The sequence below is a fragment of the Halalkalicoccus sp. NIPERK01 genome (assembly GCF_030287405.1).
Classification (GTDB): Archaea; Halobacteriota; Halobacteria; order Halobacteriales; family Halalkalicoccaceae; genus Halalkalicoccus.
In genome coordinates, this window is sequence record NZ_JASVVV010000001.1 from 321,831 (window position 1) to 345,025 (window position 23,195).

At 67.3% G+C, this 23,195-nt stretch carries 30 protein-coding genes; 18 read left to right on the top strand and 12 right to left on the bottom strand.

Translation table 11 applies throughout. The annotated features are described in order from the left end of the window. Entirely contained in the window at positions 1–408 is a 408-nt protein-coding gene (locus tag QRT08_RS01655) for an SHOCT domain-containing protein (protein ID WP_286043895.1), read from the bottom strand. 378 nt (positions 409–786) lie between these two features. On the opposite strand from QRT08_RS01655, the gene QRT08_RS01660 reads away from it, so the two are divergent. After that, complete coding sequence (locus QRT08_RS01660; protein WP_286043897.1) at positions 787–2,088, top strand: hypothetical protein; 1,302 nt, start codon at positions 787–789, stop codon at positions 2,086–2,088. A gap of 57 nt (positions 2,089–2,145) precedes the next feature. After that, entirely contained in the window at positions 2,146–2,328 is a 183-nt protein-coding gene (locus QRT08_RS01665) for an SIR2 family protein (protein WP_286043898.1), read from the top strand. On the opposite strand, the gene QRT08_RS01670 is transcribed toward QRT08_RS01665, so the two are convergent. Both QRT08_RS01670 and QRT08_RS01675 read right to left on the bottom strand, forming a co-directional pair. After that, on the bottom strand, positions 2,315–3,076 hold the full coding sequence (locus tag QRT08_RS01670) for a metal-sulfur cluster assembly factor (RefSeq protein ID WP_286043899.1): 762 nt from the start codon (positions 3,074–3,076) through the stop codon (positions 2,315–2,317). The two genes, QRT08_RS01665 and QRT08_RS01670, sit on opposite strands and share 14 nt — an antisense overlap. A 3-nt stretch (positions 3,077–3,079) precedes the next feature. After that, positions 3,080–4,138: an amidohydrolase family protein gene (locus QRT08_RS01675; protein ID WP_286043901.1), complete on the bottom strand. Its 1,059-nt coding sequence runs from the start codon at positions 4,136–4,138 to the stop codon at positions 3,080–3,082. 109 nt (positions 4,139–4,247) lie between these two features. On the opposite strand from QRT08_RS01675, the gene QRT08_RS01680 reads away from it, so the two are divergent. Both QRT08_RS01680 and QRT08_RS01685 read left to right on the top strand, forming a co-directional pair. Continuing rightward, positions 4,248–5,285 (top strand): NAD(P)-dependent alcohol dehydrogenase, encoded by a 1,038-nt coding sequence (locus QRT08_RS01680; RefSeq protein WP_286043902.1) that lies wholly within the window; start codon positions 4,248–4,250, stop codon positions 5,283–5,285. Positions 5,286–5,322: 37 nt separating this feature from the next. Next, positions 5,323–6,594, top strand: a complete 1,272-nt coding sequence (locus tag QRT08_RS01685; protein WP_286043904.1) for a Zn-dependent hydrolase — start codon at positions 5,323–5,325, stop codon at positions 6,592–6,594. 11 nt (positions 6,595–6,605) lie between these two features. On the opposite strand, the gene QRT08_RS01690 is transcribed toward QRT08_RS01685, so the two are convergent. After that, positions 6,606–7,586: an arsenic resistance protein gene (locus QRT08_RS01690; protein WP_286043905.1), complete on the bottom strand. Its 981-nt coding sequence runs from the start codon at positions 7,584–7,586 to the stop codon at positions 6,606–6,608. A gap of 129 nt (positions 7,587–7,715) precedes the next feature. Here QRT08_RS01690 and QRT08_RS01695 point away from each other — a divergent pair, with 129 nt between their 5' ends. From QRT08_RS01695 to QRT08_RS01705, 3 genes are all read left to right on the top strand, one after another. Beyond that, positions 7,716–8,417, top strand: coding sequence for an O-methyltransferase (locus QRT08_RS01695; protein ID WP_286043906.1), 702 nt, complete (start codon positions 7,716–7,718; stop codon positions 8,415–8,417). A gap of 5 nt (positions 8,418–8,422) precedes the next feature. Further along, entirely contained in the window at positions 8,423–8,758 is a 336-nt protein-coding gene (locus tag QRT08_RS01700; RefSeq protein WP_286043908.1) for a hypothetical protein, read from the top strand. Between the two features lie 119 nt (positions 8,759–8,877). Further along, positions 8,878–10,023 carry an acyl-CoA dehydrogenase family protein gene (locus QRT08_RS01705; protein ID WP_286043909.1) on the top strand — a complete coding sequence of 382 codons (1,146 nt, stop codon included), beginning with the start codon at positions 8,878–8,880 and terminating at the stop codon, positions 10,021–10,023. On the opposite strand, the gene QRT08_RS01710 is transcribed toward QRT08_RS01705, so the two are convergent. The 3 genes from QRT08_RS01710 to QRT08_RS01720 all read right to left on the bottom strand — a co-directional run bounded on the left by QRT08_RS01710 (position 10,020) and on the right by QRT08_RS01720 (position 12,432). Continuing rightward, complete coding sequence (locus tag QRT08_RS01710; RefSeq protein ID WP_286043911.1) at positions 10,020–10,601, bottom strand: HalX domain-containing protein; 582 nt, start codon at positions 10,599–10,601, stop codon at positions 10,020–10,022. The two genes, QRT08_RS01705 and QRT08_RS01710, sit on opposite strands and share 4 nt — an antisense overlap. Before the next feature lie 129 nt (positions 10,602–10,730). After that, positions 10,731–10,976, bottom strand: a complete 246-nt coding sequence (locus QRT08_RS01715; protein ID WP_286043913.1) for a hypothetical protein — start codon at positions 10,974–10,976, stop codon at positions 10,731–10,733. Positions 10,977–11,151: 175 nt separating this feature from the next. Further along, positions 11,152–12,432 (bottom strand): MFS transporter, encoded by a 1,281-nt coding sequence (locus QRT08_RS01720; protein WP_286043915.1) that lies wholly within the window; start codon positions 12,430–12,432, stop codon positions 11,152–11,154. A 98-nt stretch (positions 12,433–12,530) separates the two neighbouring features. Here QRT08_RS01720 and QRT08_RS01725 point away from each other — a divergent pair, with 98 nt between their 5' ends. Both QRT08_RS01725 and QRT08_RS01730 read left to right on the top strand, forming a co-directional pair. Beyond that, a complete protein-coding gene (locus QRT08_RS01725; RefSeq protein ID WP_286043916.1) occupies positions 12,531–13,565 on the top strand; it encodes a tyrosine--tRNA ligase in 1,035 nt (344 codons plus the stop codon). Positions 13,566–13,646: 81 nt separating this feature from the next. Then, positions 13,647–14,075, top strand: coding sequence for a CBS domain-containing protein (locus QRT08_RS01730; protein WP_286043918.1), 429 nt, complete (start codon positions 13,647–13,649; stop codon positions 14,073–14,075). Between the two features lie 16 nt (positions 14,076–14,091). Here the strand turns inward: QRT08_RS01730 and QRT08_RS01735 are convergent, their stop codons facing one another. Next, positions 14,092–14,412 carry a winged helix-turn-helix transcriptional regulator gene (locus QRT08_RS01735; protein ID WP_286043920.1) on the bottom strand — a complete coding sequence of 107 codons (321 nt, stop codon included), beginning with the start codon at positions 14,410–14,412 and terminating at the stop codon, positions 14,092–14,094. A gap of 69 nt (positions 14,413–14,481) precedes the next feature. On the opposite strand from QRT08_RS01735, the gene QRT08_RS01740 reads away from it, so the two are divergent. Genes QRT08_RS01740 through QRT08_RS01760 form a run of 5 tightly spaced genes read left to right on the top strand, consistent with a single transcriptional unit; the run spans position 14,482 to position 17,759 of the window. Continuing rightward, complete coding sequence (locus QRT08_RS01740) at positions 14,482–14,937, top strand: DoxX family protein (RefSeq protein WP_286043921.1); 456 nt, start codon at positions 14,482–14,484, stop codon at positions 14,935–14,937. Positions 14,938–14,976: 39 nt separating this feature from the next. Continuing rightward, positions 14,977–15,597 carry a VOC family protein gene (locus tag QRT08_RS01745; RefSeq protein ID WP_286045016.1) on the top strand — a complete coding sequence of 207 codons (621 nt, stop codon included), beginning with the start codon at positions 14,977–14,979 and terminating at the stop codon, positions 15,595–15,597. 34 nt (positions 15,598–15,631) lie between these two features. Next, positions 15,632–16,105: a VOC family protein gene (locus tag QRT08_RS01750; protein WP_303650178.1), complete on the top strand. Its 474-nt coding sequence runs from the start codon at positions 15,632–15,634 to the stop codon at positions 16,103–16,105. Next, a complete protein-coding gene (locus QRT08_RS01755; RefSeq protein WP_286043925.1) occupies positions 16,105–16,680 on the top strand; it encodes a flavin reductase family protein in 576 nt (191 codons plus the stop codon). Before QRT08_RS01750 ends, QRT08_RS01755 begins: the two co-directional genes overlap by 1 nt. 35 nt (positions 16,681–16,715) lie before the next feature. Continuing rightward, a complete protein-coding gene (locus QRT08_RS01760) occupies positions 16,716–17,759 on the top strand; it encodes an enolase-like domain-containing protein (protein WP_286043927.1) in 1,044 nt (347 codons plus the stop codon). On the opposite strand, the gene QRT08_RS01765 is transcribed toward QRT08_RS01760, so the two are convergent. Further along, positions 17,760–18,152, bottom strand: coding sequence for an SRPBCC family protein (locus QRT08_RS01765; protein ID WP_286043929.1), 393 nt, complete (start codon positions 18,150–18,152; stop codon positions 17,760–17,762). Positions 18,153–18,237: 85 nt separating this feature from the next. Between QRT08_RS01765 and QRT08_RS01770 the strand changes: the two genes are divergently transcribed. Continuing rightward, positions 18,238–20,655: an ATP-dependent DNA helicase gene (locus tag QRT08_RS01770; protein WP_286043930.1), complete on the top strand. Its 2,418-nt coding sequence runs from the start codon at positions 18,238–18,240 to the stop codon at positions 20,653–20,655. 28 nt (positions 20,656–20,683) lie between these two features. Continuing rightward, positions 20,684–21,040 (top strand): DUF8159 domain-containing protein, encoded by a 357-nt coding sequence (locus QRT08_RS01775; RefSeq protein ID WP_286043932.1) that lies wholly within the window; start codon positions 20,684–20,686, stop codon positions 21,038–21,040. Between the two features lies 1 nt (position 21,041). Here the strand turns inward: QRT08_RS01775 and QRT08_RS01780 are convergent, their stop codons facing one another. Both QRT08_RS01780 and QRT08_RS01785 read right to left on the bottom strand, forming a co-directional pair. After that, complete coding sequence (locus QRT08_RS01780) at positions 21,042–21,488, bottom strand: peroxiredoxin (protein ID WP_286043934.1); 447 nt, start codon at positions 21,486–21,488, stop codon at positions 21,042–21,044. A gap of 158 nt (positions 21,489–21,646) precedes the next feature. Further along, complete coding sequence (locus QRT08_RS01785) at positions 21,647–22,198, bottom strand: DUF6663 family protein (RefSeq protein ID WP_286043936.1); 552 nt, start codon at positions 22,196–22,198, stop codon at positions 21,647–21,649. 136 nt (positions 22,199–22,334) lie between these two features. Here QRT08_RS01785 and QRT08_RS01790 point away from each other — a divergent pair, with 136 nt between their 5' ends. Both QRT08_RS01790 and QRT08_RS01795 read left to right on the top strand, forming a co-directional pair. Next, entirely contained in the window at positions 22,335–22,562 is a 228-nt protein-coding gene (locus QRT08_RS01790; RefSeq protein ID WP_286043938.1) for a hypothetical protein, read from the top strand. 23 nt (positions 22,563–22,585) lie between these two features. After that, the gene (locus tag QRT08_RS01795; RefSeq protein ID WP_286043940.1) at positions 22,586–22,795 is read left to right on the top strand and encodes a hypothetical protein; all 210 of its coding nucleotides are present in this window, start codon (positions 22,586–22,588) and stop codon (positions 22,793–22,795) included. A 23-nt stretch (positions 22,796–22,818) separates the two neighbouring features. On the opposite strand, the gene QRT08_RS01800 is transcribed toward QRT08_RS01795, so the two are convergent. After that, complete coding sequence (locus QRT08_RS01800) at positions 22,819–23,187, bottom strand: hypothetical protein (protein WP_286043942.1); 369 nt, start codon at positions 23,185–23,187, stop codon at positions 22,819–22,821. Positions 23,188–23,195: the final 8 nt, after the last annotated feature.

Genomic DNA, 23,195 nt, shown 5'->3' on the forward strand with positions numbered 1-23,195 from the left:
TCACTCCCTCAGGAGGTCGGGATCGTTGTAGGCGGCGGTGCGCCCCTTTCGGGGCTCGGTTTCGAGGAGGCGTTCGAGCGTCCGCTCGAAGGTCGCCTCGTCGATCTCGCCCGTCGCGTACCGATAGCGGAGTCGTTCGAGCGGCGACTCCCCGTCCGGTTCGACGACCCCGGCGTCTCCGGCCTCGCCGTTCGACCCGGTCACCCACCAGTAGAGGTGGTACACCGCGTAGGTCCCGAGCAGGACCAGCGGTGCGAGGGTGACCAGCGAGACGAGCGCGATCCACAGCGGTATCCCGGGGACGAGGAACGTCGGGACGACGAGGAAGGCGGTGATCAGCAGACCGACCCACAGCGGCGAACGCAGGGCGCGTCGACCGCCCGCCTCGATGCGCGATTCGAGTGACATGCACACCCATTGCGCCCCGTCCGGTATAGCGGTGTCGCCACCGTCGAACGGGCCGTCAGCCCGCGAGGAGCGCGGTGGATCTGTTATCATTCACTTGTTTCATTGAGCGAAATAATCTACCGGAAGGCCCACCATCGTCGTGCGTCGAGGTACTGACGCCGGCAGCTGGCAGGCGATGGGGAGCGGTCTCTGGCCGTTCCTCGGCCCTCCAGCCTCCTGGTCAACCCTTCTACACCGACCCGATACCCCGAAGCCGTGCTACCCCGGAGAAGCGCCGAGCACCCTCGCTCGCACGTCGTGGCCCGCCTTTACCGGGATTGACGTACGGAAACGAGCCGCAAAGGTTATACGTCCCGTTGGATATTGGACGGAGCGTCAATGGACCGGCGACGGCTCCTTCTGCTCGGGCTGGTCGTGCTCGCCGCCAGCTACCTCGTGGCCGGCGGGTTCGGGGCCCTGACGGGCGGGCCGACCGACCGGGACACGCTCGACCGCGAGCGGCTCGTCCAGCCCGAGGAGGAGGGGAGCTACCTCTGGCCGTACACCAGCCGCGAGCGGAGCGCCGACGGGCAGACGCTGGCGATCAACCTGATCGTTCACGGCTCCGACGAGCAGGTCCGTCAGGCGCTCGACGACCGAACCGAACTCGAGTGGGAGGAGACCGACCCGGAGGAGGAGGAGGTCGAGGCCGACACCTACGAGGTGAGCGTCGAGGAGAACGGGGTCGACTGGGACGACGCCCATGGGTCGACCCGGTACACCTACGTCGACACGGGGCCCCACGGCGGCGGGGGCGTCTGGATGGACGAGAGCTACCAGCTCCACGCGGGGACCTACCTCGGCAGCCGCCACCACATCCGCGCGTACACGACGCCGACGGACGACTGGACCGCGATCCAGGCCCACAAGGAGTACTGGGACTGGTTTCGCCTCCGTCACACCGTGACCGGCACGCAGGGCGCGCGCAACGACCTCGAATCGGAGTTCATCGGCCAGCCCTTCGTCGAGGAGGTCCGCCGCGAGCACCACGGGGTCGACGAGGGTGGCAACGACGGCTGGCTGTCGGTGATCGAACTGGAGAGCGTCCCGCCGGGCACCGGCGTGGCGGTTCTCGGACTGATCGGAATCCTCACCCGGGAGACCCACCGGGCGGTGTGGCGCGAGAGCCGCCGCCTGCTCGGGTGGACGCTCGCGAACACGCGGGGGTTCGTCCTCGCGGCGGCGCTCGGGGCGCTGTACCTCGGGGTTCGGAGCGCGGGGCTCTTTCTAGAAACGACGGTCCCCTGGGTCCCGCCGAAGGCGTTCGTCGCCGTGCTCTATCCCGTTCTGGTCGTCGGCCTGCCGATCGTGGCGGTCGTCCTCGCACAGCCGTTCGAGGCCGCCACCCGGTTCGTGCGCCTCCAGTGGGTCGTGAACCTGCTGGGGCGGTCGCTCGAACCCCTGCCCGCCTTCGGTTTCGCCGTCGTCGGCCTCGGGACGGCGTTCGTGATGGACTTCGCCGGCCTCGGGGTCGCCGCGGTCCCGATCGAGCTGCTGCTCCACCGGCTCGGGCTGACGTTCGCCCTCGGGCTGATCGCGGCGGGGGCGGCCCGCAGCGACGCCCGGGGTCGGGGCCTCCTCGCGCTCGGGCTCCTCGGCTGGACCGTCGGGCTCGCGATGGCGCTGTTCGGCTATCTGTAGACCCGGCCTCCGCGACGACCCCATCATTTACTATCGATCCCTGCCAACGGAACGCACATGAGCGATGAGAGCACATCCGACGAGGACGAACCGAAGCTAGCCCACGGGACCGAGCCCCACACGGCGCTCTGTCAGCGCTGTGGCGCCGAGTTCGAGTGGACCGAGGAGGTCTGCCCGGAGTGTGGCTGGGACAAGTCCGAGTGGGTACGCGGGGGCCGCTACGGTCTCAGTCGGTCGTGACCCTGGTCGGACCGCCGATGCGGGCATCGCCGAGGCGCTCGCAGACGTGGCCCTGGCTGCTCATGTTGGTCCGGGCCAGCCGGCCACGGCGGTGGACCGTCTCGAACTCGGCGAGGGGAATCGCCCCGCCCTCGGGCGTGCGAAACAGCCCGTCGTCCGGGGCGTCCACCACCCCCGTCTCGGTCGCCTTCTCGAGGTAGCGCCGGATCGGATCGGCCTCGACGCAGACCGACAGCGTGTCGTCGATGCGTACGGTCGCCAGATCGCCCCCGATGGCGACGTCGCCACGGGTGAGTCCGACGATCTGCTCCGACGTCAGCCCGCCGTCGAGCAGGGTCGAGACCGCCCGGTACTGGCGGGCCAGTCGGGCCTTCCCGTCGAGGGTCCGTCGGACCTCCTCGATGTCGCCGTCCGCGTCCCCGAAGGCGCTCTCGAACGGTTCGTCGGAGTTCACGCCCTCGTTGATCTCGTCCGCGTGCATGTGGTCCCGGAGGCGGACCGTCGCCTCCGCGATCGCCGGGTGGGCGAAGAGCGCGTCGCGGGCGTCGGCGACCATCATCCACGCGAACGCCGGGGAACACCACGCCGTCGGAAGGGTGAGCGACACCTCGACGCGCTCGCCGTCGATCTCGATCTCCTCGACGTAGTCGAGGTCGACGATCGAGCGGTCGAGTTCGGGATCGGTGACGCGGTCCAACCGCTCGCGAACGGCCTCCCGGTCGATCCGCCGGGGTCGATGTTGGCTCATGGATCAGTCGTCCGCGGCCGCGCCCTCGCCGTACTGGTCGGCCAGCCCGAACTGCTCGCTGACCCCGTCGTCGCGGAGGATCTCCTTCTGGCGCTCGATGTCGATGTCGTAGAGGCGGGCGGCGTTCTCGCCCATGATCTTCTTCTTGACCTCGAGATCGAGTTCGACGCCGTACTCGTCGCGCTGTTCGGGCGTCATCTCGGCCTCCATGACCGCCTCGATCAGCCACTCTGGCTCCCAGAGCGCGTAGTCGCTGCCGAAGAGGATCCGGTCCTCGCCGAGCCAGTAGAGCAGTTCGCCCATGATCTCTCCGAACTTCCGCGGCCTGCTTTTGGCGAGGGGAGCGGCGACCGCCAGCCCGCCGTAGACGTTCGGCTCCTGGGCGGCGATCCAGCAGAAGTCGTCGAGGCGGGGGAGGCCGACGTGCTCGACGACGAAGTTGAGTTCCGGGAAGGAGGTGGCCGCGTCGTCGACGTCCGCCACGTCGAAGGCGTCGCGGTTCAGCGGCCTGATCGTCGGCCCCTTGTGCGGGTGGACGTTCCTGATCCCGAGTTCGACGCACTTCTCGAGGTACTCGAACGCCTCGTCGGAGTCGAGTCGCCACCCCTTCGAGTCGCCGCGCCACTCGGCGGTGTAGACCTTCACGCCGTCGACGTCGTACTCCTCCTTCTGTCGTTCGAGCTCCCGAAGCCCGGCCTCGCCCTCGCGCGGGTCGAACCGGCCGTTGACGATGAACCGGGAGGGGTGCTCCTCGGCGAGTTCCGCACACCGGTCGATCGTGTTGAACCCCTCCTTGTAGAACTCGTTGAGGTACGTCGGCTGGAAGATCCCCATGTCAGCGTGGCCGTCGCCGAACACGTCCCGGACCATCCGCTCTTTGTCGTACTTGCGGTACTCCTCTAAGCTCCACTGGCGCTCCTCGGGCGTGAACCCCGTGTGGTAGTCGTAGAAACACCGGATGAACTGCTCGCCACCCTCGTGTTTGATGTTCTCCTTGCTCGCGTCCCACCAGTGGACGTGCCCGTCGATCACGAACACGTCCTCGCCCTCGTACTGGTACATTTCGTGGGAAGCTACGCCCCGATTGTAATTATAATTTCGTACATCGATCAGTCCTCCCCGTCTCCTACACAATCTTTTTGGCGGTATCCGTCGTCTACCGAGCCGTATTATGGACGCCGCGAGACTCCACGAGTACACCGAGGAGATGGGCGAGGCGCTCTCGATCGACGAGGTGGATCGGCCCTCCCCGTCGAGGTCGGATCACGTCGTCATCGAGGTCGAGGGGGCGGGATGGTGTCAGACGGACAACCACATCATCGAGGGGATGTGGACCGACTACGTCGAACAGGACCTCCCGATGACGCTGGGCCACGAGAACGCCGGGGAGGTGGTAGAGATCGGCGACGAGGTCTCGACCGTGGAGGTCGGCGACAAGGTGATCTGTCACCCGCTGATGACCTGCGGGCAGTGTCGCGCCTGTCGGCTCGGCGAGGACATGCACTGCGAGAACGGACAGTTCCCGGGGTTGAACACGGACGGCGGGTTCGCCGAGTACCTGCTGACCTCCGAGCGCTCGACCATCAAACTCGATTCGGTGGACCCGGTCGAGATCGCCCCCCACGCCGACGCCGGCATCACCGCCTACCACGCCGCGCGGAAGGCGGTGCCCCACCTCCATCCGGGGAGCCACGCGGTCGTGATCGGGATCGGCGGACTCGGCCACATCGGGCTGCAGGCGCTCGAGGCGATGAGCGCCACGACCACCATCGCCGTCGACATCAAGGACGAGGCGCTCTCGCTCGCCGATCGTCTGGGCGCGGACCACACGGTCAACTCCAGCGAGGAGGACGTCGCGGAGGCGGTCGAGGCGATCACCGACGGCGCGGGCGCCGAACAGGTGCTCGACTTCGTCGGGGCCGACGAGACGACCGCGCTCGCACCCGAGGTCGTCGCGCCGGGCGGCGACCACCACATCATCGGCTACGGCGGGCACATCCACGAGCCCTCGCAGGCGCTGGTCAACGGCGAGTTCTCGTTCGTCGGCAACATCGTCGGGAAGTACACCGAGCTTCAGGAACTCGTCGCGCTGGTCGAGGGTGGCGAGATGCACCTCGAGACGTCCCAGTATCCCCTGGAGGAGATCAACGACGTGGCCGAGGCGCTCGAACACAACGAGATCGAGGGCCGGGCCGTGATCGTCCCCTAACGTAACGACCTTTTTCCGGGGGGCCGAGGGTCGGGGCATGCAGGTCGATCAGGAACGGCTCCGCGAGGACATCGAACGGACCGCCGAGTTCGGACGCATCGAGAGCGAGGAGGGACGCGGGCGGACGGTTCGGGCGGCGAGCGAGGAAAACGGCGAGGCCCGCGAGTACTTCGTCGGGAGACTCGAGGACGCCGGTCTGGAGGTCAGGATCGACGCCGTCGGCAACGTCGTCGGCCGATGGGTCCCCGAGAGCGCCGATCCCGACCGCCCCCCCGTCGCCGCGGGCAGCCACCTCGACTCGGTGCCCGAGGGCGGCATCTTCGACGGTCCACTGGGGACCTACGCCGCCTTAGAAGCCGTCCGCACCATGAAGGAGGCGGGCGCACGGCCCGAGCGCCCGATCGCCGTCGTCTGCTTCACCGAGGAGGAGGGCGGCCGGTTCGGGTCGGGGATGCTCGGTTCCTCGGTTGCCGCGGGCGATCGAAGCGTCGAGGAGGCGCTGGCACTCGAAGACGAGGAGGGAACCTCCCTGGAAGACGCGCTCGAATCGATCGGTTTCAGGGGAGAGGGACGGGTCAACGCCGCGGGTTGGGAGGCGTGGCTCGAACTCCACGTCGAGCAGTCCGAGCGACTGGAGACCGTCGGCGTCCCCGTCGGGATCGTCACCGACATCACCGGGATCACCCACTGTGACGTGACCATCGTCGGAGAGGCCAACCACGCGGGGGCCACACCCATGAACGACCGGACCGACGCGCTGGCCGCGGCCAGCGAGTTCGTCCTCGACGTCGAGCGCGCAGCACGGGAGGTGGTCGCGAGCGAGAGCGAGACGGCGGTCGGCACCGTGGGAAGCCTCTCCGTAGAGCCGAACGCGACCAACGTCGTCCCCGGCCGCGTGGAGTGCGGCGTCGACATCCGCGACGTCGAGTACGACTCGATGAACGAACTCGTGAAACGAGCGCGATCCAGCCTCGCGCGCCTCGAGGCCGATCGGGGGGTCGAAACCTCGCTCGAACGGGAGTTCGACGTCGAACCCGTCCCGATGGCCGAACGCTGTCGGACGGCCGCCCGCGAGGCCGGCGAGGCGGCCGGGATCGCGACGATGGCGATGCACTCGGGGGCGGCCCACGACACGATGCAGGTCGCGCGCGTGACCGACGCCGGCCTGCTCTTTGCGCCCTCGCGGGGCGGCTACTCCCACACGCCGAAGGAGTGGACCGACTGGGCCGACTGTGCGACCGCGACGCAGGTGCTCGCGGGCGGAATGGCGCGGCTCGCGGGGACGACGATTTCGGAGGAGACTCGCTAGTTCCGGCCGAGCTACCCGGCGAGATCGAACGGCCACCGGCCGTGGTCCCTGATCGCGACGTGGACCTGTGCGATGATCCCCAGCAACGGGAGTTCGAGCAGCGGGCCGATGACCAGCGCCAGCGGAATGAGTGGTTCGTTCGGGAACGCGACGACGGCAATCGCCAGCGCCGTCGGGGAGTTACGCGAGAGGATCGTGTTGTTGAAGCAGACCATCTCCCGGTAGGAAAAGGACAGCACGCTGCCGACGCCGAACCCGACACCGAGGTTGATCGCATAGAAGGCGATGACCGGGATCGCGAGCAGGGCCAGCAGTTCCGGGTTCTCGAGGATCACTTCGCCCTGTGAGGCGAACATCGCGCCGATGGCGAGGCTCAGAAAGACGATCTGGAGCGGACTCAGCTTCGGGAGAAACCTGTGAGTAAACCACCGTTCTCCCTTTATCCGGGTCAGTCCCCAGCGGGCGATCCCGCCGAGGACGAGCGGGACGACGAGCACGAGCACCACGCTTTCGAGCAGGACGCCCAGCGGCAGGTCGACCAGCGCGCCCGCAAACACGTACAGATACACCGGGAGCAGAACCAACTGAAGGACGAGATTGTAGGGAAGGATCGAGGTCGCAAGCGGGACGTCCCCGTCGGCGATGTCGGTGAAAATGAGGTACCAGTCGGTACACGGCGTGACCATCAGCATGATCAGCCCGACCCAGAGCGCGGGATGATCCCGGAGGAAGACCGCGCCGAGGAACACCGCCAGTAGCGGACTCCAGACGAAGTTAATCAGGAGGCTCGACCCGACGACCCGACGGTTTCCGAACGAATCACGGAGGCGTGAAAAGGAGATCCCGGCGAAGGCGGCAAAGAGCATGACCATTAGGAAGGGGAGGATGAGTCGGTCCGCAATGGCGGGAACGCCGGAGAGCTGTCCGAGCGCAAGCCCGCCGACGATGGCGACGAGAACGAACACTGTCTGGTACTTCTCGACGAAATCCATCCGGGCGGACGTAGTCTCCGAGCCACAGTAAGACTGTGGCTTTCCGAAGGGGCCGTCCCAAGGGGCATGTGTCGGCACAGCATTCGACCAGCGGGGTGTCTTTTTGCTCCCGGCCTCTGTAGAGCGGGTATGGCACACCTCGCCGACGACGTGCTCCGGTTCGTCCGAGCGACCGGCCCACGGCCCGACGAACTATTGGAGGAGATGGACGCCTACGCCGAGGAGAACGGGTTTCCCCACGTCGGCCCCGAGGTCGGCGGTTTTCTTCAACTAACTGCCCGCCTCTCGGGCGCGCGCTCGATTTTCGAGTTCGGCTCGGGCTACGGCTATTCGGCGTACTGGTTCGCGGAGGCGTTACCTGAAAACGGCGAGATCGTCCTCACCGAGGTCGACGAGGGCGAGTTGGAGATGGCCCGCGAGTACCTCGCCCGCGGCGGGTACGACGAACTGGCGAGCTACGAACTGGGCGATGCCCTCGACACGATCGAGCGCTACGACGGCCCGTTCGACGCCGTGTTGATCGACCACCAGAAGGAGCGCTACGTCGAGGCTCTCGAAGCCGTTCGCGGGAAACTCGCGCCCGGCGCGGTCGTGATCGCGGACAACGCGATGAGCGCGGAGGACGTGGTGGTGTTCGAGGACCTGCTCGCCCACGTCGAGGGCCAGTCCGTAGAGATGAACGAGGGGACACGCGGGATCGCCGACTACCTCGATGCCGTCCGCTCCGATCCGGCCTTCGAGACGCAGGTGCTCCCGCTGGGCGAGGGGATCGCGGTCAGTCGCTTCGAGGGGAAGGCCGACAACACTGAAGCCCTCGGGTCCCGTCGGTAGTCGGTATGCCACTGAGCGAGGCGGACTGGGAGGCGGCACGGCCCGAGACGGATCTCCTCACGGTGATCGAGGGGACGCTCAGAGAGAGCGCACCCGAGGCGCTGCGCGTGGACGACTTCCTCCGGGACGCCGGCGACACCGATCCCACGGAGGAGGGGTTGCTGAAGGCGGTCACCGGCGCCGTGCGCTGGCAGTTCTCCCGCGAACGCTCGAAGGCGGTCGTCGAGGCCTCCCTCGAACGACTGGTCCACGAGGGGCGGGCCGAGAAACGCGCCTTCGAGGCCGACGGCGAGATCGTCATCTACTATCGGATCGTCGCTTCCGGCGACCGTCAGCGGTGATCCCCGCCATCGGACCCGACTGCCGAACGCCGTATCGCGCTCCGGAAAACAAACGATAAACTGTTTTTCGGTTATCACAGTTCCACGAGGTATTTGTCCCCCGGATCCGATGACGGGGTATGGAACTGCTCACCGAGGACGTCGTCCCCGAGTACGCTCGCGAGGTGAAGGCGGAGGCTCGTGACTTCGCCGAAGAACACATCGCCCCGAACGCTGAGGAGTGTTTCCGGGAGGGCGAGTATCCGTGGGAGATCCTCGAGGCCGGACAGGAGGCGGGGCTGGTCGCCCAGGACATCCCCGAGGAACTCGGCGGGCGCGGCCTCGATCTCGTCGAGATGCTCGCCATCGCCGAGGAGTTTTACCGAGCGGACGCCGGTATCGCACTGACCCTCCAACTGGCGAGTTTCGGCGCGGAGATGGTCTACGAGTACGGGAGCGAAGAGCAGAGAGAGGAGTACCTCCGACCCGTCGCCGCGGGCGATCAGATCACCGGGCTGGCGGTCTCGGAACCCGACACGGGAAGCGATCTCGCGGGGATGACCACGACTGCAGAAAAGGACGGCGACGAGTACGTCATCAACGGCGAGAAGTACTGGATCGGCAACGGCGTCGAGGCCGACTGGATCACCGCCTTCGTCCGGACCAGCGAGGAGAACGACCGCTACTCGAACCACTCGCTGATCATCGTCCCCACCGACGCCGAGGGCTACGAGGCCGAACACATCCCCGAGAAGATGGGGATGCGCGCCTCGAAACAGGCCCACATCACCTTCGAGGACGTCCGCGTCCCCGAGGAAAACCTCGTGGGCTACGAGAACGGCGGCTTCTTCATGCTCGCCGATTTCTTCAACCACGGTCGGGTCGTCGTCGGCGGCCACGGACTGGGGATGGCCGCCGCGGCCATCGAGGAGGCCTGGGAGTTCGTCCACGAACGCGAGGCGTTCGGCCGGAACGTAAACGAGTTCCAGGCCGTCCAGCACGGGCTGGCGGACATGCGCATGGAGTTCGAGGCCGCGCGCGCGCTCAACTACCGGGCGGCGAAGAAGGTCCGCGACGGCGAGAACGCCGGGCTGTGGGCGGCGATGGCCAAGACCAAGTCGACGGAGACGGCGACGATGTGTGCCGAGAAGGGGATGCAGTTCCACGGCGGGCGCTCGATCCTGGCCGACCGGCGGATCGCCCGCGTCTACCGCGACGTGCGCATCCCGGTCATCTACGAGGGCGCCAACGAGATCCAGCGCAACCTGATCTACCGCCAGAGCTAGCCCTCTAGATCGCGGAAGGCGGCGGCGAAGTCCTCGTGGGTCCGGAGGTCGCCGACCGTCTCGTCGACGGAGTCCCTGAGCGCCGTCAGTCGGCGTTCGAGTTCGCGGAACTCCTCGTTTCCGTGGAGTTCCTCGCAGGACTTCTCGGTCTCGAGGACCGCGCGTTTCGAGGCGAGGCTGTAGTACTCGCGCATGATCTCGTCGTACTGGCTGCGGCGATAGACGCGTTCGACCGTCCCCGTGAGTTCGTCGTTCGAGACGGGTTTCACCAGGTAGTCGTCGAAGCCCATCTCGATGATGTCGAAATCGGGGTCGACCGCCGTGGCCATGATCACGCGGGGGTCGTACCCCTGGTCGTGGATCGCGTCGAGGACCTCGTCGCCGGACATCCCGGGCATCCGGCGGTCGAGCACCACGACCTCGACCGCCTCGTCCATTCGCGAGAGCGCCTCCTCGCCGTCGTGGGCGATCCGGACGTCCCACTCGTCGTCGAGCCAGGTCGCGAACAGCTCCGCGAGCTGGGGCTCGTCGTCGACGACGAGCACGACCGGAGCGTTCCCCGCGGCATCGGTTGACATTTCCTAATTGCGGTATGCCCTCCCATAGATATAAGTTCGACGGATGCGCTCGTTTTCCGCTTCGATGCTGGGGCCCGCGTGCTCGCCGGAAGCGGACGGTCCCGTCGTCCGTCCGCCTCGACGGCCGCGTCAGCCGATCAGCGGCACGTCTCCCCGGTCGACGGGTACGTCCTCCCAGTCCGGCAGGTCCTCCCGTTCGGGGAGTTCGTCCCAGTCGGGGAGATCGCCGCCCTCCGGAAGGCCGCCGGGGTCGGGGAGGTCCGGAAGCGCCTCTATCGGCGGCACCCCGATCGTGATGAGGACCCCGACGACGAACAGTGCGAGTCCGACGAACATGAGGACGCGCTGTATCGTCGTCCGGCCGTAGCGACCCATACGTTACTCCGAGTGGAGGGGAGAGGGAGGTAAAAACGTAGCCACCATCCTGATAGTTGACATTACCATACCGTCGGTCATACCTCCGGCCATCGCCGGTGGCAACGACGGGGAGTAGCTGCGCTGGCGAGAGTGACTCGTGCCACCGACGGTCATACTCCTGTGACCGACAGCATCAGTCGTCGGCGTCCGCACCGGCGTCCTCGACGACGCGCGGCGAGTCGAACCGGTCGATAACGGCGAGCAGGCCCGCCGAGAGGGCCGCGCCGGTCAGCGCGAACGCCGCGAGGATCGCGAAGAAGGTCGCGAGCGGGAACGAATCGAGGAGGAAACCCCCGATCGCGATCGAGGCCGACCCGAGGCCGAACTCCCCGAGGTAGGTGTAGCCGTACGAGAGCCCGCGGGTGTTCGCCGGCGTGTGGACCGCGACGGCGTCCTGGTAGAACGGCTGGATGGCGAAGAGGAAGAAACCCAACAGACCGCACAGCACGAGCAGCGGGGCCATTCCCATCCCGGTCACGGGGATGAACGCCAGCGCGAGGACCGTGAGGACGGCGAACATCCCGAGCAGGCCACGCCCGGGGGCCATGCGGTCGGTCAGCTTCCCGCCCGCGTACTGGCCGACGATGCCCACGACGAGGAAGCCGACGTAGATGTAGCGCGAGGGCTCGATCCCCTCGAGGTCGGGGCCGGCGACGAATCCTTCGAGCGCGGGCAGTCCCTGGAGGATCTCGGGCAGGTAGGTGAGCATCCCCCGGTAGAACAGCCCCTCGAAGGTGACGATCACGAAGACGATGGCGAAGGCGCTCGCAAACAGCGTCCGGGAGTTCGTGAGGAGGTCCGCAACCGAGAGGGCTTTGTCACTAGCTTCGGAGGCGTCCATCTCCTCGACCGCGCCCGTGGGGTCGAAATCGGCCGAGAGACCGTAGGCGACCGCGAGCAGGCCGGGGATCGCGAGCAGGGCGGCGACCAGTTGCCACGGGAAGAAGATCAGCAGGGTCGCGGCGACGAACGGGCCGAGCGCGATCCCGACGTTGCCGGCGATGCCGTGGTAGGCGAAGACGGTGCCGCGTTCCTCGACGCCCGTGCTGATCAACGAGAGGCCCGCGGGGTGATAGACGCTCGCGGCGGCCCCCCAGCAGACGAGGCCGACGGCGACGACGTAGATGCCGTTCGCGAGCGCGAGGACCAGGAAGGCGAGGCTCATGCCGCCGAGACAGAGCAGGACCAACCGTTTTGGACCGTACTTGTCGGCGAGGATGCCGCCGGGAAGCGCCCCGATCCCGAAGGGGGCGTAGCCAAGCGCGACGATCAGTCCCAGGAGGGTGACCGAGACGTCGAACTCCGCGAGCCACACCACCAGAAAGATGGGGATCGAGGTCTCGAACCAGTGGACCAGCGAGTGGCCCGCCATCGTGAAGCCGGCGATCGATCGGTCGTTCGAATCCAGAGCCATTCCGTAGATACAATCGGCCCGCGGAGCTATTTAGCCCCGTTGCTTGGCGCGACTCGCCGAATCGAACCATTTACCCCGGTCGGTTGGCTCTCCCCGGTATGAACACCGCGGAGCGAAAACGCCTCGTCACCCGCCACACCGAGGAGGTGATCACGGAGGAGGAACTCGACGACCTCCTCGAGGAACCGGATCCGAGCATCTACATCGGCTACGCCCCCACCGGCGAGATGCACATCGGCCACTTCACCACCATCAGGAAGCTCGCGGACTTCCTCCGGGCCGGCCTCGACGTGACCGTCCTGATCGCGGATCTGCACGCCCACCTCGACGACGAGAAGAGCCCGTTCGACCTCCTGGAGGCGCGTTCCGCGTACTACGAGGCCGCGATCGAGGCGATGGTCGAGGCCGCCGGAGCGAACCCCGACGAGATCGAGTTCGTCCGCGGGACCGAGTTCGAACTCGAGGAGCCCTACACGCTCGAACTCTACCGCCTGCTCGCGGATACGACGATCTCGCGCGCCCAGCGCGCCGGCAGCGAGGTCGTCCGCCAGTCCGACAACCCCAAGCTAGGGGGGTTGGTCTACACGCTGATGCAGAGCCTCGACGTCGCCGCCCTCGACGCCGACATCGCCTACGGCGGGATCGACCAGCGCGGGATCTACATGCTCGCGCGCGAGATCCTGCCCGAACACGGCCACGAGAAGCCCCTCTGTCTGTTCGCGCCCCTCCTCTCGGGGCTTTCGGGCGGAAAGATGAGTGCGAGCGAGGCCGGATCGAAGGTGAACCTCACCGATGACCCCGAAACGGTAGGCGAGAAGATCGACGGGGCGTACTGTCCGCAGGGGGAACTCGAGGAGAACGGCGTCCTTGAGTACCTCGATCACCTCGTCTTCCCGATCCTCGAAGAGGAGGGTGAACCGTTCGTCATCGAACGACCCGAACAGTACGGCGGAAACGTCGTCTACGAGGAGTACGCCGATCTGGAGGCCGACTTCCTCGACGGCGAGCTCCACCCGCAGGACCTGAAGGGGGCGACCGGCGAGGCGATCGCCGAGGTCATCGCGCCGATCCGCGAACGCTTCGAGGCGGACTCCGACCTGCTACGGCAGGCGTACCCCGACCGGTACGACTGACTCGACCGGCAATTTTTGCGTCTCGTCGCATCGTTTATCACTCGACGTGTCGTGGTCCCGTACCGAGAACGATTAATCATGATGAATACGCCCGTCACCGACCTCATGACGTCGCCGGTTCGGACGACCGCCCCCGAGACGCCGGTCACTGAGGCCGCGAGGGATCTCACGAACCACGGTATCGGCTCGCTCGTCGTTGGCGAGGAACGGATCGTGGGGATCGTCACCGAATCCGACATCGTCGCCGGCGTCGCCGACGGGACTGACCTCGCGTCGACGGCGGTCTCGGCGCTGATGAGCGACCCCGTCGTCACGATAGACCCCGCCGAATCGGTGCGTGTCGCCGGCGAGCGTATGGGCCGGAACAACGTCAAGAAACTCCCGGTCGCGCGAGACGGCGAGGCGATCGGGATCGTCACCACGACCGATCTGGCGCGATTCCTCCCGGAGAACTCGATACGGATGTCGCGACAGCCCGAACCCGACATCGGTAAGGGAGAGTTCGAGTAGCCGGCAGGGTTCGACCCTACAGCCACTCCTCGGCCCAGCACTCGATCTCGTCGAAGACGGGACAGAGCGATCGGCCCTTCTCGGTGAGGCTGTAGTAGGTCGCGACGGGGGCGTCCTCCTCCAGTCTGCGGTCGACGAACTCCAGTTCCTGCAGATCGTCGAGCACGCGCGAGAGCGTCCGGGAGTTGGCGTCGGTCGAGCGCTTGAGTTCGTTGAAGCGCTTCTCGCCGCCCTGCAGGTCGTGGAGCACGACGAGTCGCCACTGCGAGCCGATCTGATCGATCGAGTCGACGACCGCACAGGGCCCCTCGTTCGCCGCTTCGGTGACGGATGACATCGGTGTTACCTGGTCACCCCTACGTCCGCGAACCGATATATAGGTTCGGTTCGTACAGCAGGTTGTACAATGTTACCTGAGCTGCTCACGACTGCTGTACCGATCGCACCGCTACAGGCGGCGGGTCTCGACGCCCCGCTCGTCGCGGAACTGTTCCTCGTCGGCCGGATCCTCTTCGGCGGCGTCCTCGCGTTCACCGGCCTGAACCACTTCCTCGACACGGAGTCGATGGTCGGCTACGCCGACGCGAAGGGCGTCCCCGCCGCGGGGCTCGCCGTGCCCGTTACGGGCGGGATGCTCGTCTTCGGCGGACTCGGAATCGCCCTCGGGATCCTCCCCACCCTCGCCGCTGGCGCGCTGGTCGTCTTCCTGCTGGTGACGACGCCGCTGATGCACGACTTCTGGGCGGTGCCCGAGGATCAGCGACAGTCGGAGATGACCGCCTTCCTGAAGAACGCCGGCCTGCTCGGGACCGCGCTCGTACTGCTCGCACTGAGCGCGACCGCGTGGCCCTACGCCCTCTGAACCGACAGGCAAAACCACATGGAAACCGAGACACACACCATGCCCGACGAACCCACACCCGTCACCGACGAGTTGCCCGACAGCCCCATCAGGCTCTCGGGAACCGACCACGTCACGCTCATCGGGAGCAACGAGGCCGACACCGTGGCGTTCTACCGCGACCTGCTGGGAATGCCGCTCGTGTTGCGCCAGCCCAACCTCGATCAGCCCGAAGTGACGCACCTCTTTTTCGACACCGGCGACGGGCGGATCCTCACCTTCTTCGTGAGCGACGACCGCGAATCCGATCCCCGCCCGCAGCGCACGGGACTGGGAGCGGTGCATCACCTCGCGTTCAGCGTCGAACCCGAGCGCTTCGTCGAGACCAAGGAGGCCTTCGACGAGGCCGACCACCACTACAACGAGTTCGACCGCGGCGCGTTTCACTCGATCTACACCCGCGATCACAACGGCCTGGTCCTCGAGTTCGCGACCGACAAGTTCCACATCCCGGACGATCGGCGCGCGGAGGTGCTCGCGACCGCCCAGCGCGTTCGAGAGGAGGCGGGCGCCGACTACGTGAAGGACGAACACATGGAGGCCGCTCTGGAGGAACTCGGCCTCGAGGTCGATCCCTACGACCTGCCCGACGCGCCGACCGGCGCCGGCTACGACCGATAACCCCTCCCTCGAATCACACGATCCACGGCATCCAATGACAGACGCACCACCGACCACCGGACTACACCACGTGACGAACATCTGCACCGACATGGACGAGACGAGGGAGTTCTACGAGGACGCCCTCGGCTGGCACACCGTCAAGCGTACGCAGAACTACGACGACCCCGGGACGCCACACTACTACTTCTCCTCGACCCCCGAGGGCGAGCCGGGAACCACCGTCACCTACTTCGAGTACCCGAACTCGCAGGGTCGGCCCGGCCCCGGCGCGAGCCACCACTTCGCGTTCGGCGTCGAGGACCGCGAGACTCTAGAGAGCTGGCGCGAGCACCTACTGGACCACGGCGTGCGGGTCTCGACGGTGAAGGACCGCACCTACTTCCGGAGCATCTACTTCAGCGATCCGGATGGGCTGGCCTTCGAGCTCGCCACGCAGGGCCCCGGTTTCGGCGTCGACGAAGATCGACCCGGAAGCGAGGAGATCGACCCCTTCGAGGCGGACTGATGGAGGTCGATATCGAGGAACTCGATTCGGCCTATCGCCTGCTCGCCGGCTCCGTGATTCCCCGCCCCATCGCGTGGGTCAGCACGCGCGGCGAGGACGGCGAGAACCTCGCGCCGTATAGCTTCTTCAACGTCGTCTCGGTCGCTCCACCCGTGGTGATGTTCGCACCCGTCGGCACCGGCGAGGACCTGAAGGACACGCCGAGGAATATCCTCGACACCGAGGAGTTCGTCGTCAACGTCGTGACGATGGATCTGGCGGAGGCGATGAACGCGACGAGCGCCACCGTCGAGAAAAGCGAGTTCGAGCACGCCGGGTTGGAGCGCGCGGAGGGCGTCCGGGTCGACGTTCCCCGCGTGGCCGACGCGAAGGTCGCCTTCGAGTGCGAACTCTACGACTTCGTCGAGGTCGGCCGGTCGTCGATGGTGCTCGGCGAGGTCGTCTACGCGCACGTTGCCGAGGAGGTCACGACCGATGGGAAGGTTGACGTGACGAAACTCGACGCGGTCGGGCGGCTCTCGGGGAGCTACTACGCGAGCACGCGCGATCGCTTCTCGATGGAGCGCCCGCCCTGACCGGGGATTAAGCCGCCGGCGGTTCTACGGGGCGTATGGCACTGTACGACGCCGTCTCAGACCTTCCGCTCACCATCGAGGACGCCTCGCTCTCCCGGTGCGAACGCGACACGTCCAGCGGCTTCACCCGCGTCAGCACGGTGATCTCGCTGTCGGGTGACGGAGAGGAGGGTCGGGGCGAGGACGTGACCTACGAGGCCGAGGACCACGACGCCCTGCTCGATGCGGGCGCACCCGATCTCTCCGGCACCTACACTCTCGCGGAGTTCTCCGAGCGCGTCGGGAGCCTCGACCTCTTTCCCGAGGGGCCGGGTCGCGAGGACTTCCGGAACTACCGGCGCTGGGGCTTCGAGAGCGCCGCCCTCGACCTCGCGCTCCGGCAGGCCGACACGGACCTCGCGAGCGCGCTCGGCCGGAGCTACGACCCCGTCAGGTTCGTCGCCAGCACGCGGCTGGGCGACCCGCCGACCGTAGACCGTGTCGAGCGCTTTCTGGAGCACGACCCCGATCTGGAGTTCAAGCTCGACCCCGAGAGCGCGTGGTCCGACGAGTTGATCGAGCGCCTCGTCGAGACGGAAGCGGTGCGGATCCTCGACCTCAAGGGTCACTACGAGGGGACCGAGGTGGATCAGGCGCCGGACCCCGGCCTCTACGGGCGGGTGCTGGAGGCGTTCCCCGAGGCCGTGATCGAGGACCCGGCGCTAGTCGACGAGACGCGCCCCCTCTTCGAGGGCCACGAGGACCGCGTCTCGTGGGACGCCCCGATCCACGGGGTCGGGAGCGTCGAGGACCTCCCGTTCGAGCCGTCGTGGCTCAACCTCAAACCCTCCCGGTTCGGCTCGGTCGAGTCGCTGTTCGAGACGATCGAGTACTGTCGCGATCGCGGGATCACCACCTACGGGGGCGGACAGATGGAACTCGACGTCGGACGGGGCCAGATCCAGGCGCTCGCCTCGCTGTTCTACCCCGACACCCCGAACGACGTCGCTCCGAGCGCGTACAACGACCCCGTGATCTCCGACGACCTCCCGACGAGTCCGCTCTCGCCGCCCGAGGAGACGGCGGGCTTTCGGTGGTGATCACTCGGCCAAAGTCGCGATCCGCGAGAGCGCGAGCCGGCAGACGGGCGCGTAGCCCGCCGCGAGCAGGGGTATTTCGAAGACCGCCCGACAGCGTCCGTTGTGGGGTTCGACCCGGTGGCCCGTCGCCGGGATCCCCGCGACCTCCCACGTCCAGCGGTAGGCCTCACGATAGGTGACCTCGAAGGGGATCCAGACGCCCCCGACCACACGGATCCGGCCGGTCGAGCCGGTTCGGATCCTGCGATCCCGACACGCGACGTCGGTGATCGAGGGTCCCCACTCGGGCCACCGGCGGGTGTCGACGAGCAGGTCCCAGACCGCCTCTGCTGGCGCGTCGACGGTTCGAGCGACGTCGACCGTCCGCTCGGTGATGCCGGGCGCTCGGTCCATGGGGAGCGTTGGAGGCGGAGGTTCAAATACGGTCGGCGGGCCAGCCTTCGACAGGTCTATGCGACGCCCACGGGGAGTATCCCCCATGCCCGCTTGGCACGACGTCTTCGGTCACGAGGAGCCCTACGACAGCCAGGCGGAGGGGATCGAGACCGCGATCGAGACCGCCGAGGATCGCGGATTCACCGTCCTCGAAGGGGCCTGCGGCACCGGGAAGACGATGCTCGCGCTCACCGCCGGGATCGATCGGGTGCGCGATCCCGACAGCGACTACGAGCGGGTGCTCGTCCTCACGAGCGTCAAACAACAGCTCAGGCAGTTCGAGACCGACCTCGGGACGATCAACGCGAACCTCCCCGCCGACTGGAACCCGGTCTCGGGGCTCACGCTCGTCGGGAAGGCGGACGTCTGTCCCTACAGCCGGGAGAACGCGGGCGGCATCAGCGGGGAAAACGTCTACGACCGGTGTGAGACGCTGCGCGAGAGGACGCGCACGCTCGTCGGCGACGGCGGCGAGACGAGCGCGAGCGCGCTGGCGGCCGAGGCGAGAAGCCAGCAGGTCGGGCTGGCCGACAGCGGGGGCTCGGGGGGAGAGTTCCTCGAGACCGCGGGCGAGCCCACGCCGTATCCCCCCGAGATGCCCGACCACGACGAGGTGGAGTACTGCCCCTTCTACGCGGGGTACCTCGACGACCTGCCCGAGGACGGCGACGCGATCGAGGCGGTCCCGTTCGACCTCACCGAGCAGGGCCACCTCACACCCGAAGAACTCGTCGGGCTGTCGGCCTCCTACGGGACCTGTCCCCACTCGATGATGGGCGCGCTCATCCCCGAGGTAGAGGTCGTCGTGGGCAACTACTACCACGCGTTCGACCCCCTCACCACGGGTTCCTTTACCGGCGCGCTGCTCGACGACTCCACGTTTCTGGTCTGCGACGAGGCCCACATGCTCGAACCGCGGGTTCGGGACCTGGTCAGCGACGGCGTGGCAGGGACGACCCTCCGGGACGCGGAGACCGAGCTCACGCGCGTGATCCAGGCCGTCGAGCTGGGCGCCTCCTCGGAGGGGGCGACTGCCGATGCCCGACTCGTCCGCGAGGAACTCGCAGAGAGCGACGTCACGCTCGAAGAGTGCAAGGAGCTACGGGCGTTTCTCGCCGACCTCCGCGAGGAGATCGACCGGCGGGTCGAAGCGCACCTCGACCGCGAACACGGGGGCTGGAAGGCCGATCTCACCTCGCTGTCGGACGACGAGATCCCGCTTCGGGATCCAGAGGAGCCGGGACCGGACGCGATCTCCGAGTGGGCCGAGAGCGAGGGATACGACGGCGGGACGTGGGTGCGCGCGCGGTCGGTCGGTGCGATCGTCGAGCGGATCCTCGATACCACGGAGGACGAGGACGGCCAGGCGCAGAGCGCCTCGGGGAGCCCGAGCGAGCACTCTGGAGGGAGTTCGCGGGCGGCCCCGGCGGTCGGCCGGCTGCTGGGGAACTGGTACCGGGCCGATCACGAGACGTACTTCCGGGAGATCGAGTTGGAGCGGACGTGGAACGAACTCGAACCCGAGGGGTCGTGGCAGCGGGCCTACACCGCCCGGCTGGCGCTGTTCAACTGCGTACCGGGCGACGTCATCGGCGACCGCCTCGCGGAGTTCGGCGGGGGCGTGCTGATGAGCGCGACCCTCGAACCGATCGACGTCTTTCGCGAGGTGACGGGTCTCGACCACCTCGGGGAGGATCGCCCGGTCGTCGAGCGGACCGTTCCCCTCGAGTTCCCCGCCGAGAACCGCGCGAGTTTCGCGGTGGACGCCCCGAAGTTCACCTACGGGAATCGCGGCCACCCGGACGAGGAGAACGCGGTCCGTCGGCTCTACGGCGACCTTCTCGCCGAGGTCGCCGACAGCCCCGGCAACGTCCTCGTGGGGATGCCCAACTACGCGGAGGCGACGTGGGCCGCCTCACACCTCGAATCGCGGGTCGAAAAACCCGTGTTGCTCGACGAGAGTTCCGCTGACGGCGAGACCGAGGACCTCAAACACGCCTTTTTCGCGGGCGAGGACAAGGTGCTGGTGACGAGTCTCAGAGGGACCCTCACGGAGGGCGTCGATTACAGCGGGGACCGTCTCTCGGCGGCTGTGGTCTGTGGCGTCCCGATCATCAACACCGCCAGTCCGCGGACGAAAGCGGTCAGGACCGCCTACGACCGCGCATTCAGGGACGTCCCCGAGGGTACCTCGGGGGATCAGGTGGGCGCGTCAGCATCCGCCAGAGGCTTCGAGTACGCGCTGACGGTCCCGGCGGTCCGAAAGGCCCGACAGGCGATCGGACGGGTCATTCGCGGTCCCGAGGAGGTCGGCGTACGCGTGTTGCTCGACGCGCGTTACGCCCGCGAGTCGTGGGACGGGGTGCGCGAGCACTTCCCCGAAAGCGAGCGCGAGGAGTTCCAGCCCGTGAGTTCGGACATGCTCGCGTTCGGCCTCGAGCGGTTCTGGAAGCGCCACTGATTAGACGCCGTCGCCCCATACACGGGGTATGTCCTTCGAGACGAACGACACGGTCCTCGAACAGGTCGGCTATCGGCTGATGGGCCAGGGGGTGTACTTCGAGTCGGTCGAGCACGCGGGGGACCGACTCGAGATCGAGTACGAGACGGTCGCACCCGGCGAGGGCGTCCCGCACCGCCAGATCGGCCGCGTGATCACCGTCTTCCGCGAGGCGATCGAGGAGGGGTGGGAACCGACGACGATCGAGGCGCGGGTCCTCGATTCGGACGCCGGTACCCTCAGGGGGACGTGGCGGATGGACGAATCGTGGCTCTACGAACTCGAACGGGGTGACCTCTCCGAGGTCGAGTTCTCCGGGCGGGTCCTCGAGACGCTCGAGGAGTGACCTACTCGATGTCCGCGAGGATCTCCTCGGCGTGGCCCTCGGGGGAGACGCCCTCGTAGGCCGCGACGACCTCGCCGTCCTCGACGACGTAGGTGTTCCTGAAGACGCCGTCGAAGGTCTTTCCGAACATCTCCTTCTCGCCATACGAATCGTAGGCCGCGCTCACCTCGCCCTCGGGATCGCTGAGCAACCGGAAGGGGAGGTCGTACTTCGCCGCGAAGTCGGCGAGGTCCGAGACGGGGTCGTCGCTGATTCCTATGACGTCGATTCCGCGCTCCTCGAAGGCCTCCCACGAGTCGCGAAAACCACAGGCCTCGGTCGCACACCCAGGGGTGTCCGCTCGGGGGTAGAAGTAGACGACGGCCCTGTCGAAGTCGGCGAGGCTGACCGGCTCTCCGTGCTGGTCGTCGAGGGTGAACGCGGGGGCGTCGGTGCCTGGTTCGAGCATACCCGACCTACTTCCGGGGCAGGGAAAACCGTTTGCGGTTCGGGCGGTCCCCGTGGGCGCTCATCGGGAGTATCGTAGCCAGCCGGAGCCACGGCGCGTCTCGACTGGGGACAGTAGTCGATGCTCAACGCGGGCATCTCTGCACGTCTACGATACTCCTATCGGAGGTACGTGTCCCGAACCGTGTTCGCGAGCATCGAGTCGGGTTCCGGGACGAGGTAGACGACGACGAACGGCTCCTCGGTAGGGTCAAGGACGAACACCTCGTACGGTTCGGGCGCGAAGTCGCCGAGCCGGTCGATCAGTGGTTCGAGGGGGATCGCCCCGGTCCGGAGTTCGTCCCAGACGTCGCGCGCGCCCGACTGCTCGGCGAAGACGTACACCGCGCCGTTCGGCTCGCCGTCGGTGCTGTAGGTCGTCCGGCCGAGGGTTCCCGCGCCCTGCATCCGGGCGTCCCGACAGAGTTCGCGTGCGACCTCGAACAGGTCGGTCACGTCCCGCACGAAGTGGATCCGCGTCCCCGCGAGGACCTCGAACTCGACGAGGCGGGCGTCGCCGTCGTCCCACTCGACGGTCGCCTCGATGAGGGTGCCCGAATCGAGGTCGCCGCCGGTCGCGGCGATGGTCTCGGTCGTCTCGCGGTCGACGAGCAACCACTCCCCGTGGGGGTCGTCGAGCACCCTGAACGTTCCGCTCGTCGTCGGTCGCATATTCGCGTTAGCGCGGGCGAACCGATAAACCGACCGAAACGGCGCACCGGCGGCGTATCCGGCGCTGACCCGTCTCCTCGATCGGTGTGGGACGTCCGACCGACAGTATAAGACGCCGGGCGCGCTCACACCGGACATGAAGCAGTCGACGTTCGTCAGGTGGGGGCTGCTCTCGTTCGGCCTCGTTCTCCTCACGTTCGTGATCCGCGGCTCGACCCGGCTGTTTCTCGGCGACCGCGTCGCCGCCGTGCTCTCCGCACCGGTCGCCCTGAGCGCCCTCCTCGTTCTCTGTGCCCTGTTCGTCGCCGCGCTCCTCTCCGTGACCGGGATCCGACCCATGGAGCGGGACATCGACGAGCGTTAGTGGCTCGGCGTCGCCGTCGGGACATGGAACGACTCGGCGCGGCGCTCGGCGGACTCGCGTTCGCGGTACTGATCGTCGGCGGCTTCGTCGCCGTTCGCGTCCTCACCCGGTTCTTTCACTCGGTCGTCCTCCTCGTCGAGACCCTGTCGTTGGTCGCGTTCGCGCTGCTGATCGGCTACGTCGTCTACCGCATCCTCCTCGGTAGCTCCGACGACCCCCGGCGGTCGCGGTAGGTCATGGGTATCCCGCCGCCCGATCAGCTCTCGACGGCTTCGCGCTCGACCGACCACGGGACCGAACTCTCCTCGTCGAGCGCGTCGTAGAAGGCGCGCAGCCCCCGCGATTCGGTGGTCGTCGTGACGTGTAGCTCCACCCGGTCGTCGTAGCCGACGACCCGGAAGACGGTCCCGAGTTCGCGGTCATGGACCAGATACACCGGCGACGGGAGGTCGAACCAGTCGCCCGCCGTGTAGCGCTCGCGTGCGATCACCCGATCGAGGCGGTCACCGACGGTCCCGTCCTCGGGGGTCAGCGAGAAGACCGTTCCGCCCGTCCGGGTGATCCCGCCGTCCGAGTAGTCGGACTCGGGGTGGACGGGGATCTCGAAGGACGGATCGCCGCTCATGGGGGCGA

Excerpts from the sequence above, each read along its gene's own strand:
- QRT08_RS01655 (WP_286043895.1), bottom strand. The coding sequence starts at position 408 with ATGTCACTCGAATCGCGCATCGAGGCGGGCGGTCGACGCGCCCTGCGT.
- QRT08_RS01660 (WP_286043897.1), top strand. The coding sequence starts at position 787 with ATGGACCGGCGACGGCTCCTTCTGCTCGGGCTGGTCGTGCTCGCCGCC.
- QRT08_RS01665 (WP_286043898.1), top strand. The coding sequence starts at position 2,146 with ATGAGCGATGAGAGCACATCCGACGAGGACGAACCGAAGCTAGCCCAC.
- QRT08_RS01670 (WP_286043899.1), bottom strand. The coding sequence starts at position 3,076 with ATGAGCCAACATCGACCCCGGCGGATCGACCGGGAGGCCGTTCGCGAG.
- QRT08_RS01675 (WP_286043901.1), bottom strand. The coding sequence starts at position 4,138 with ATGTACCAGTACGAGGGCGAGGACGTGTTCGTGATCGACGGGCACGTC.
- QRT08_RS01680 (WP_286043902.1), top strand. The coding sequence starts at position 4,248 with ATGGACGCCGCGAGACTCCACGAGTACACCGAGGAGATGGGCGAGGCG.
- QRT08_RS01685 (WP_286043904.1), top strand. The coding sequence starts at position 5,323 with ATGCAGGTCGATCAGGAACGGCTCCGCGAGGACATCGAACGGACCGCC.
- QRT08_RS01690 (WP_286043905.1), bottom strand. The coding sequence starts at position 7,586 with ATGGATTTCGTCGAGAAGTACCAGACAGTGTTCGTTCTCGTCGCCATC.
- QRT08_RS01695 (WP_286043906.1), top strand. The coding sequence starts at position 7,716 with ATGGCACACCTCGCCGACGACGTGCTCCGGTTCGTCCGAGCGACCGGC.
- QRT08_RS01700 (WP_286043908.1), top strand. The coding sequence starts at position 8,423 with ATGCCACTGAGCGAGGCGGACTGGGAGGCGGCACGGCCCGAGACGGAT.
- QRT08_RS01705 (WP_286043909.1), top strand. The coding sequence starts at position 8,878 with ATGGAACTGCTCACCGAGGACGTCGTCCCCGAGTACGCTCGCGAGGTG.
- QRT08_RS01710 (WP_286043911.1), bottom strand. The coding sequence starts at position 10,601 with ATGTCAACCGATGCCGCGGGGAACGCTCCGGTCGTGCTCGTCGTCGAC.
- QRT08_RS01715 (WP_286043913.1), bottom strand. The coding sequence starts at position 10,976 with ATGGGTCGCTACGGCCGGACGACGATACAGCGCGTCCTCATGTTCGTC.
- QRT08_RS01720 (WP_286043915.1), bottom strand. The coding sequence starts at position 12,432 with ATGGCTCTGGATTCGAACGACCGATCGATCGCCGGCTTCACGATGGCG.
- QRT08_RS01725 (WP_286043916.1), top strand. The coding sequence starts at position 12,531 with ATGAACACCGCGGAGCGAAAACGCCTCGTCACCCGCCACACCGAGGAG.
- QRT08_RS01730 (WP_286043918.1), top strand. The coding sequence starts at position 13,647 with ATGAATACGCCCGTCACCGACCTCATGACGTCGCCGGTTCGGACGACC.
- QRT08_RS01735 (WP_286043920.1), bottom strand. The coding sequence starts at position 14,412 with ATGTCATCCGTCACCGAAGCGGCGAACGAGGGGCCCTGTGCGGTCGTC.
- QRT08_RS01740 (WP_286043921.1), top strand. The coding sequence starts at position 14,482 with ATGTTACCTGAGCTGCTCACGACTGCTGTACCGATCGCACCGCTACAG.
- QRT08_RS01745 (WP_286045016.1), top strand. The coding sequence starts at position 14,977 with ATGCCCGACGAACCCACACCCGTCACCGACGAGTTGCCCGACAGCCCC.
- QRT08_RS01750 (WP_303650178.1), top strand. The coding sequence starts at position 15,632 with ATGACAGACGCACCACCGACCACCGGACTACACCACGTGACGAACATC.
- QRT08_RS01755 (WP_286043925.1), top strand. The coding sequence starts at position 16,105 with ATGGAGGTCGATATCGAGGAACTCGATTCGGCCTATCGCCTGCTCGCC.
- QRT08_RS01760 (WP_286043927.1), top strand. The coding sequence starts at position 16,716 with ATGGCACTGTACGACGCCGTCTCAGACCTTCCGCTCACCATCGAGGAC.
- QRT08_RS01765 (WP_286043929.1), bottom strand. The coding sequence starts at position 18,152 with ATGGACCGAGCGCCCGGCATCACCGAGCGGACGGTCGACGTCGCTCGA.
- QRT08_RS01770 (WP_286043930.1), top strand. The coding sequence starts at position 18,238 with ATGCCCGCTTGGCACGACGTCTTCGGTCACGAGGAGCCCTACGACAGC.
- QRT08_RS01775 (WP_286043932.1), top strand. The coding sequence starts at position 20,684 with ATGTCCTTCGAGACGAACGACACGGTCCTCGAACAGGTCGGCTATCGG.
- QRT08_RS01780 (WP_286043934.1), bottom strand. The coding sequence starts at position 21,488 with ATGCTCGAACCAGGCACCGACGCCCCCGCGTTCACCCTCGACGACCAG.
- QRT08_RS01785 (WP_286043936.1), bottom strand. The coding sequence starts at position 22,198 with ATGCGACCGACGACGAGCGGAACGTTCAGGGTGCTCGACGACCCCCAC.
- QRT08_RS01790 (WP_286043938.1), top strand. The coding sequence starts at position 22,335 with ATGAAGCAGTCGACGTTCGTCAGGTGGGGGCTGCTCTCGTTCGGCCTC.
- QRT08_RS01795 (WP_286043940.1), top strand. The coding sequence starts at position 22,586 with ATGGAACGACTCGGCGCGGCGCTCGGCGGACTCGCGTTCGCGGTACTG.
- QRT08_RS01800 (WP_286043942.1), bottom strand. The coding sequence starts at position 23,187 with ATGAGCGGCGATCCGTCCTTCGAGATCCCCGTCCACCCCGAGTCCGAC.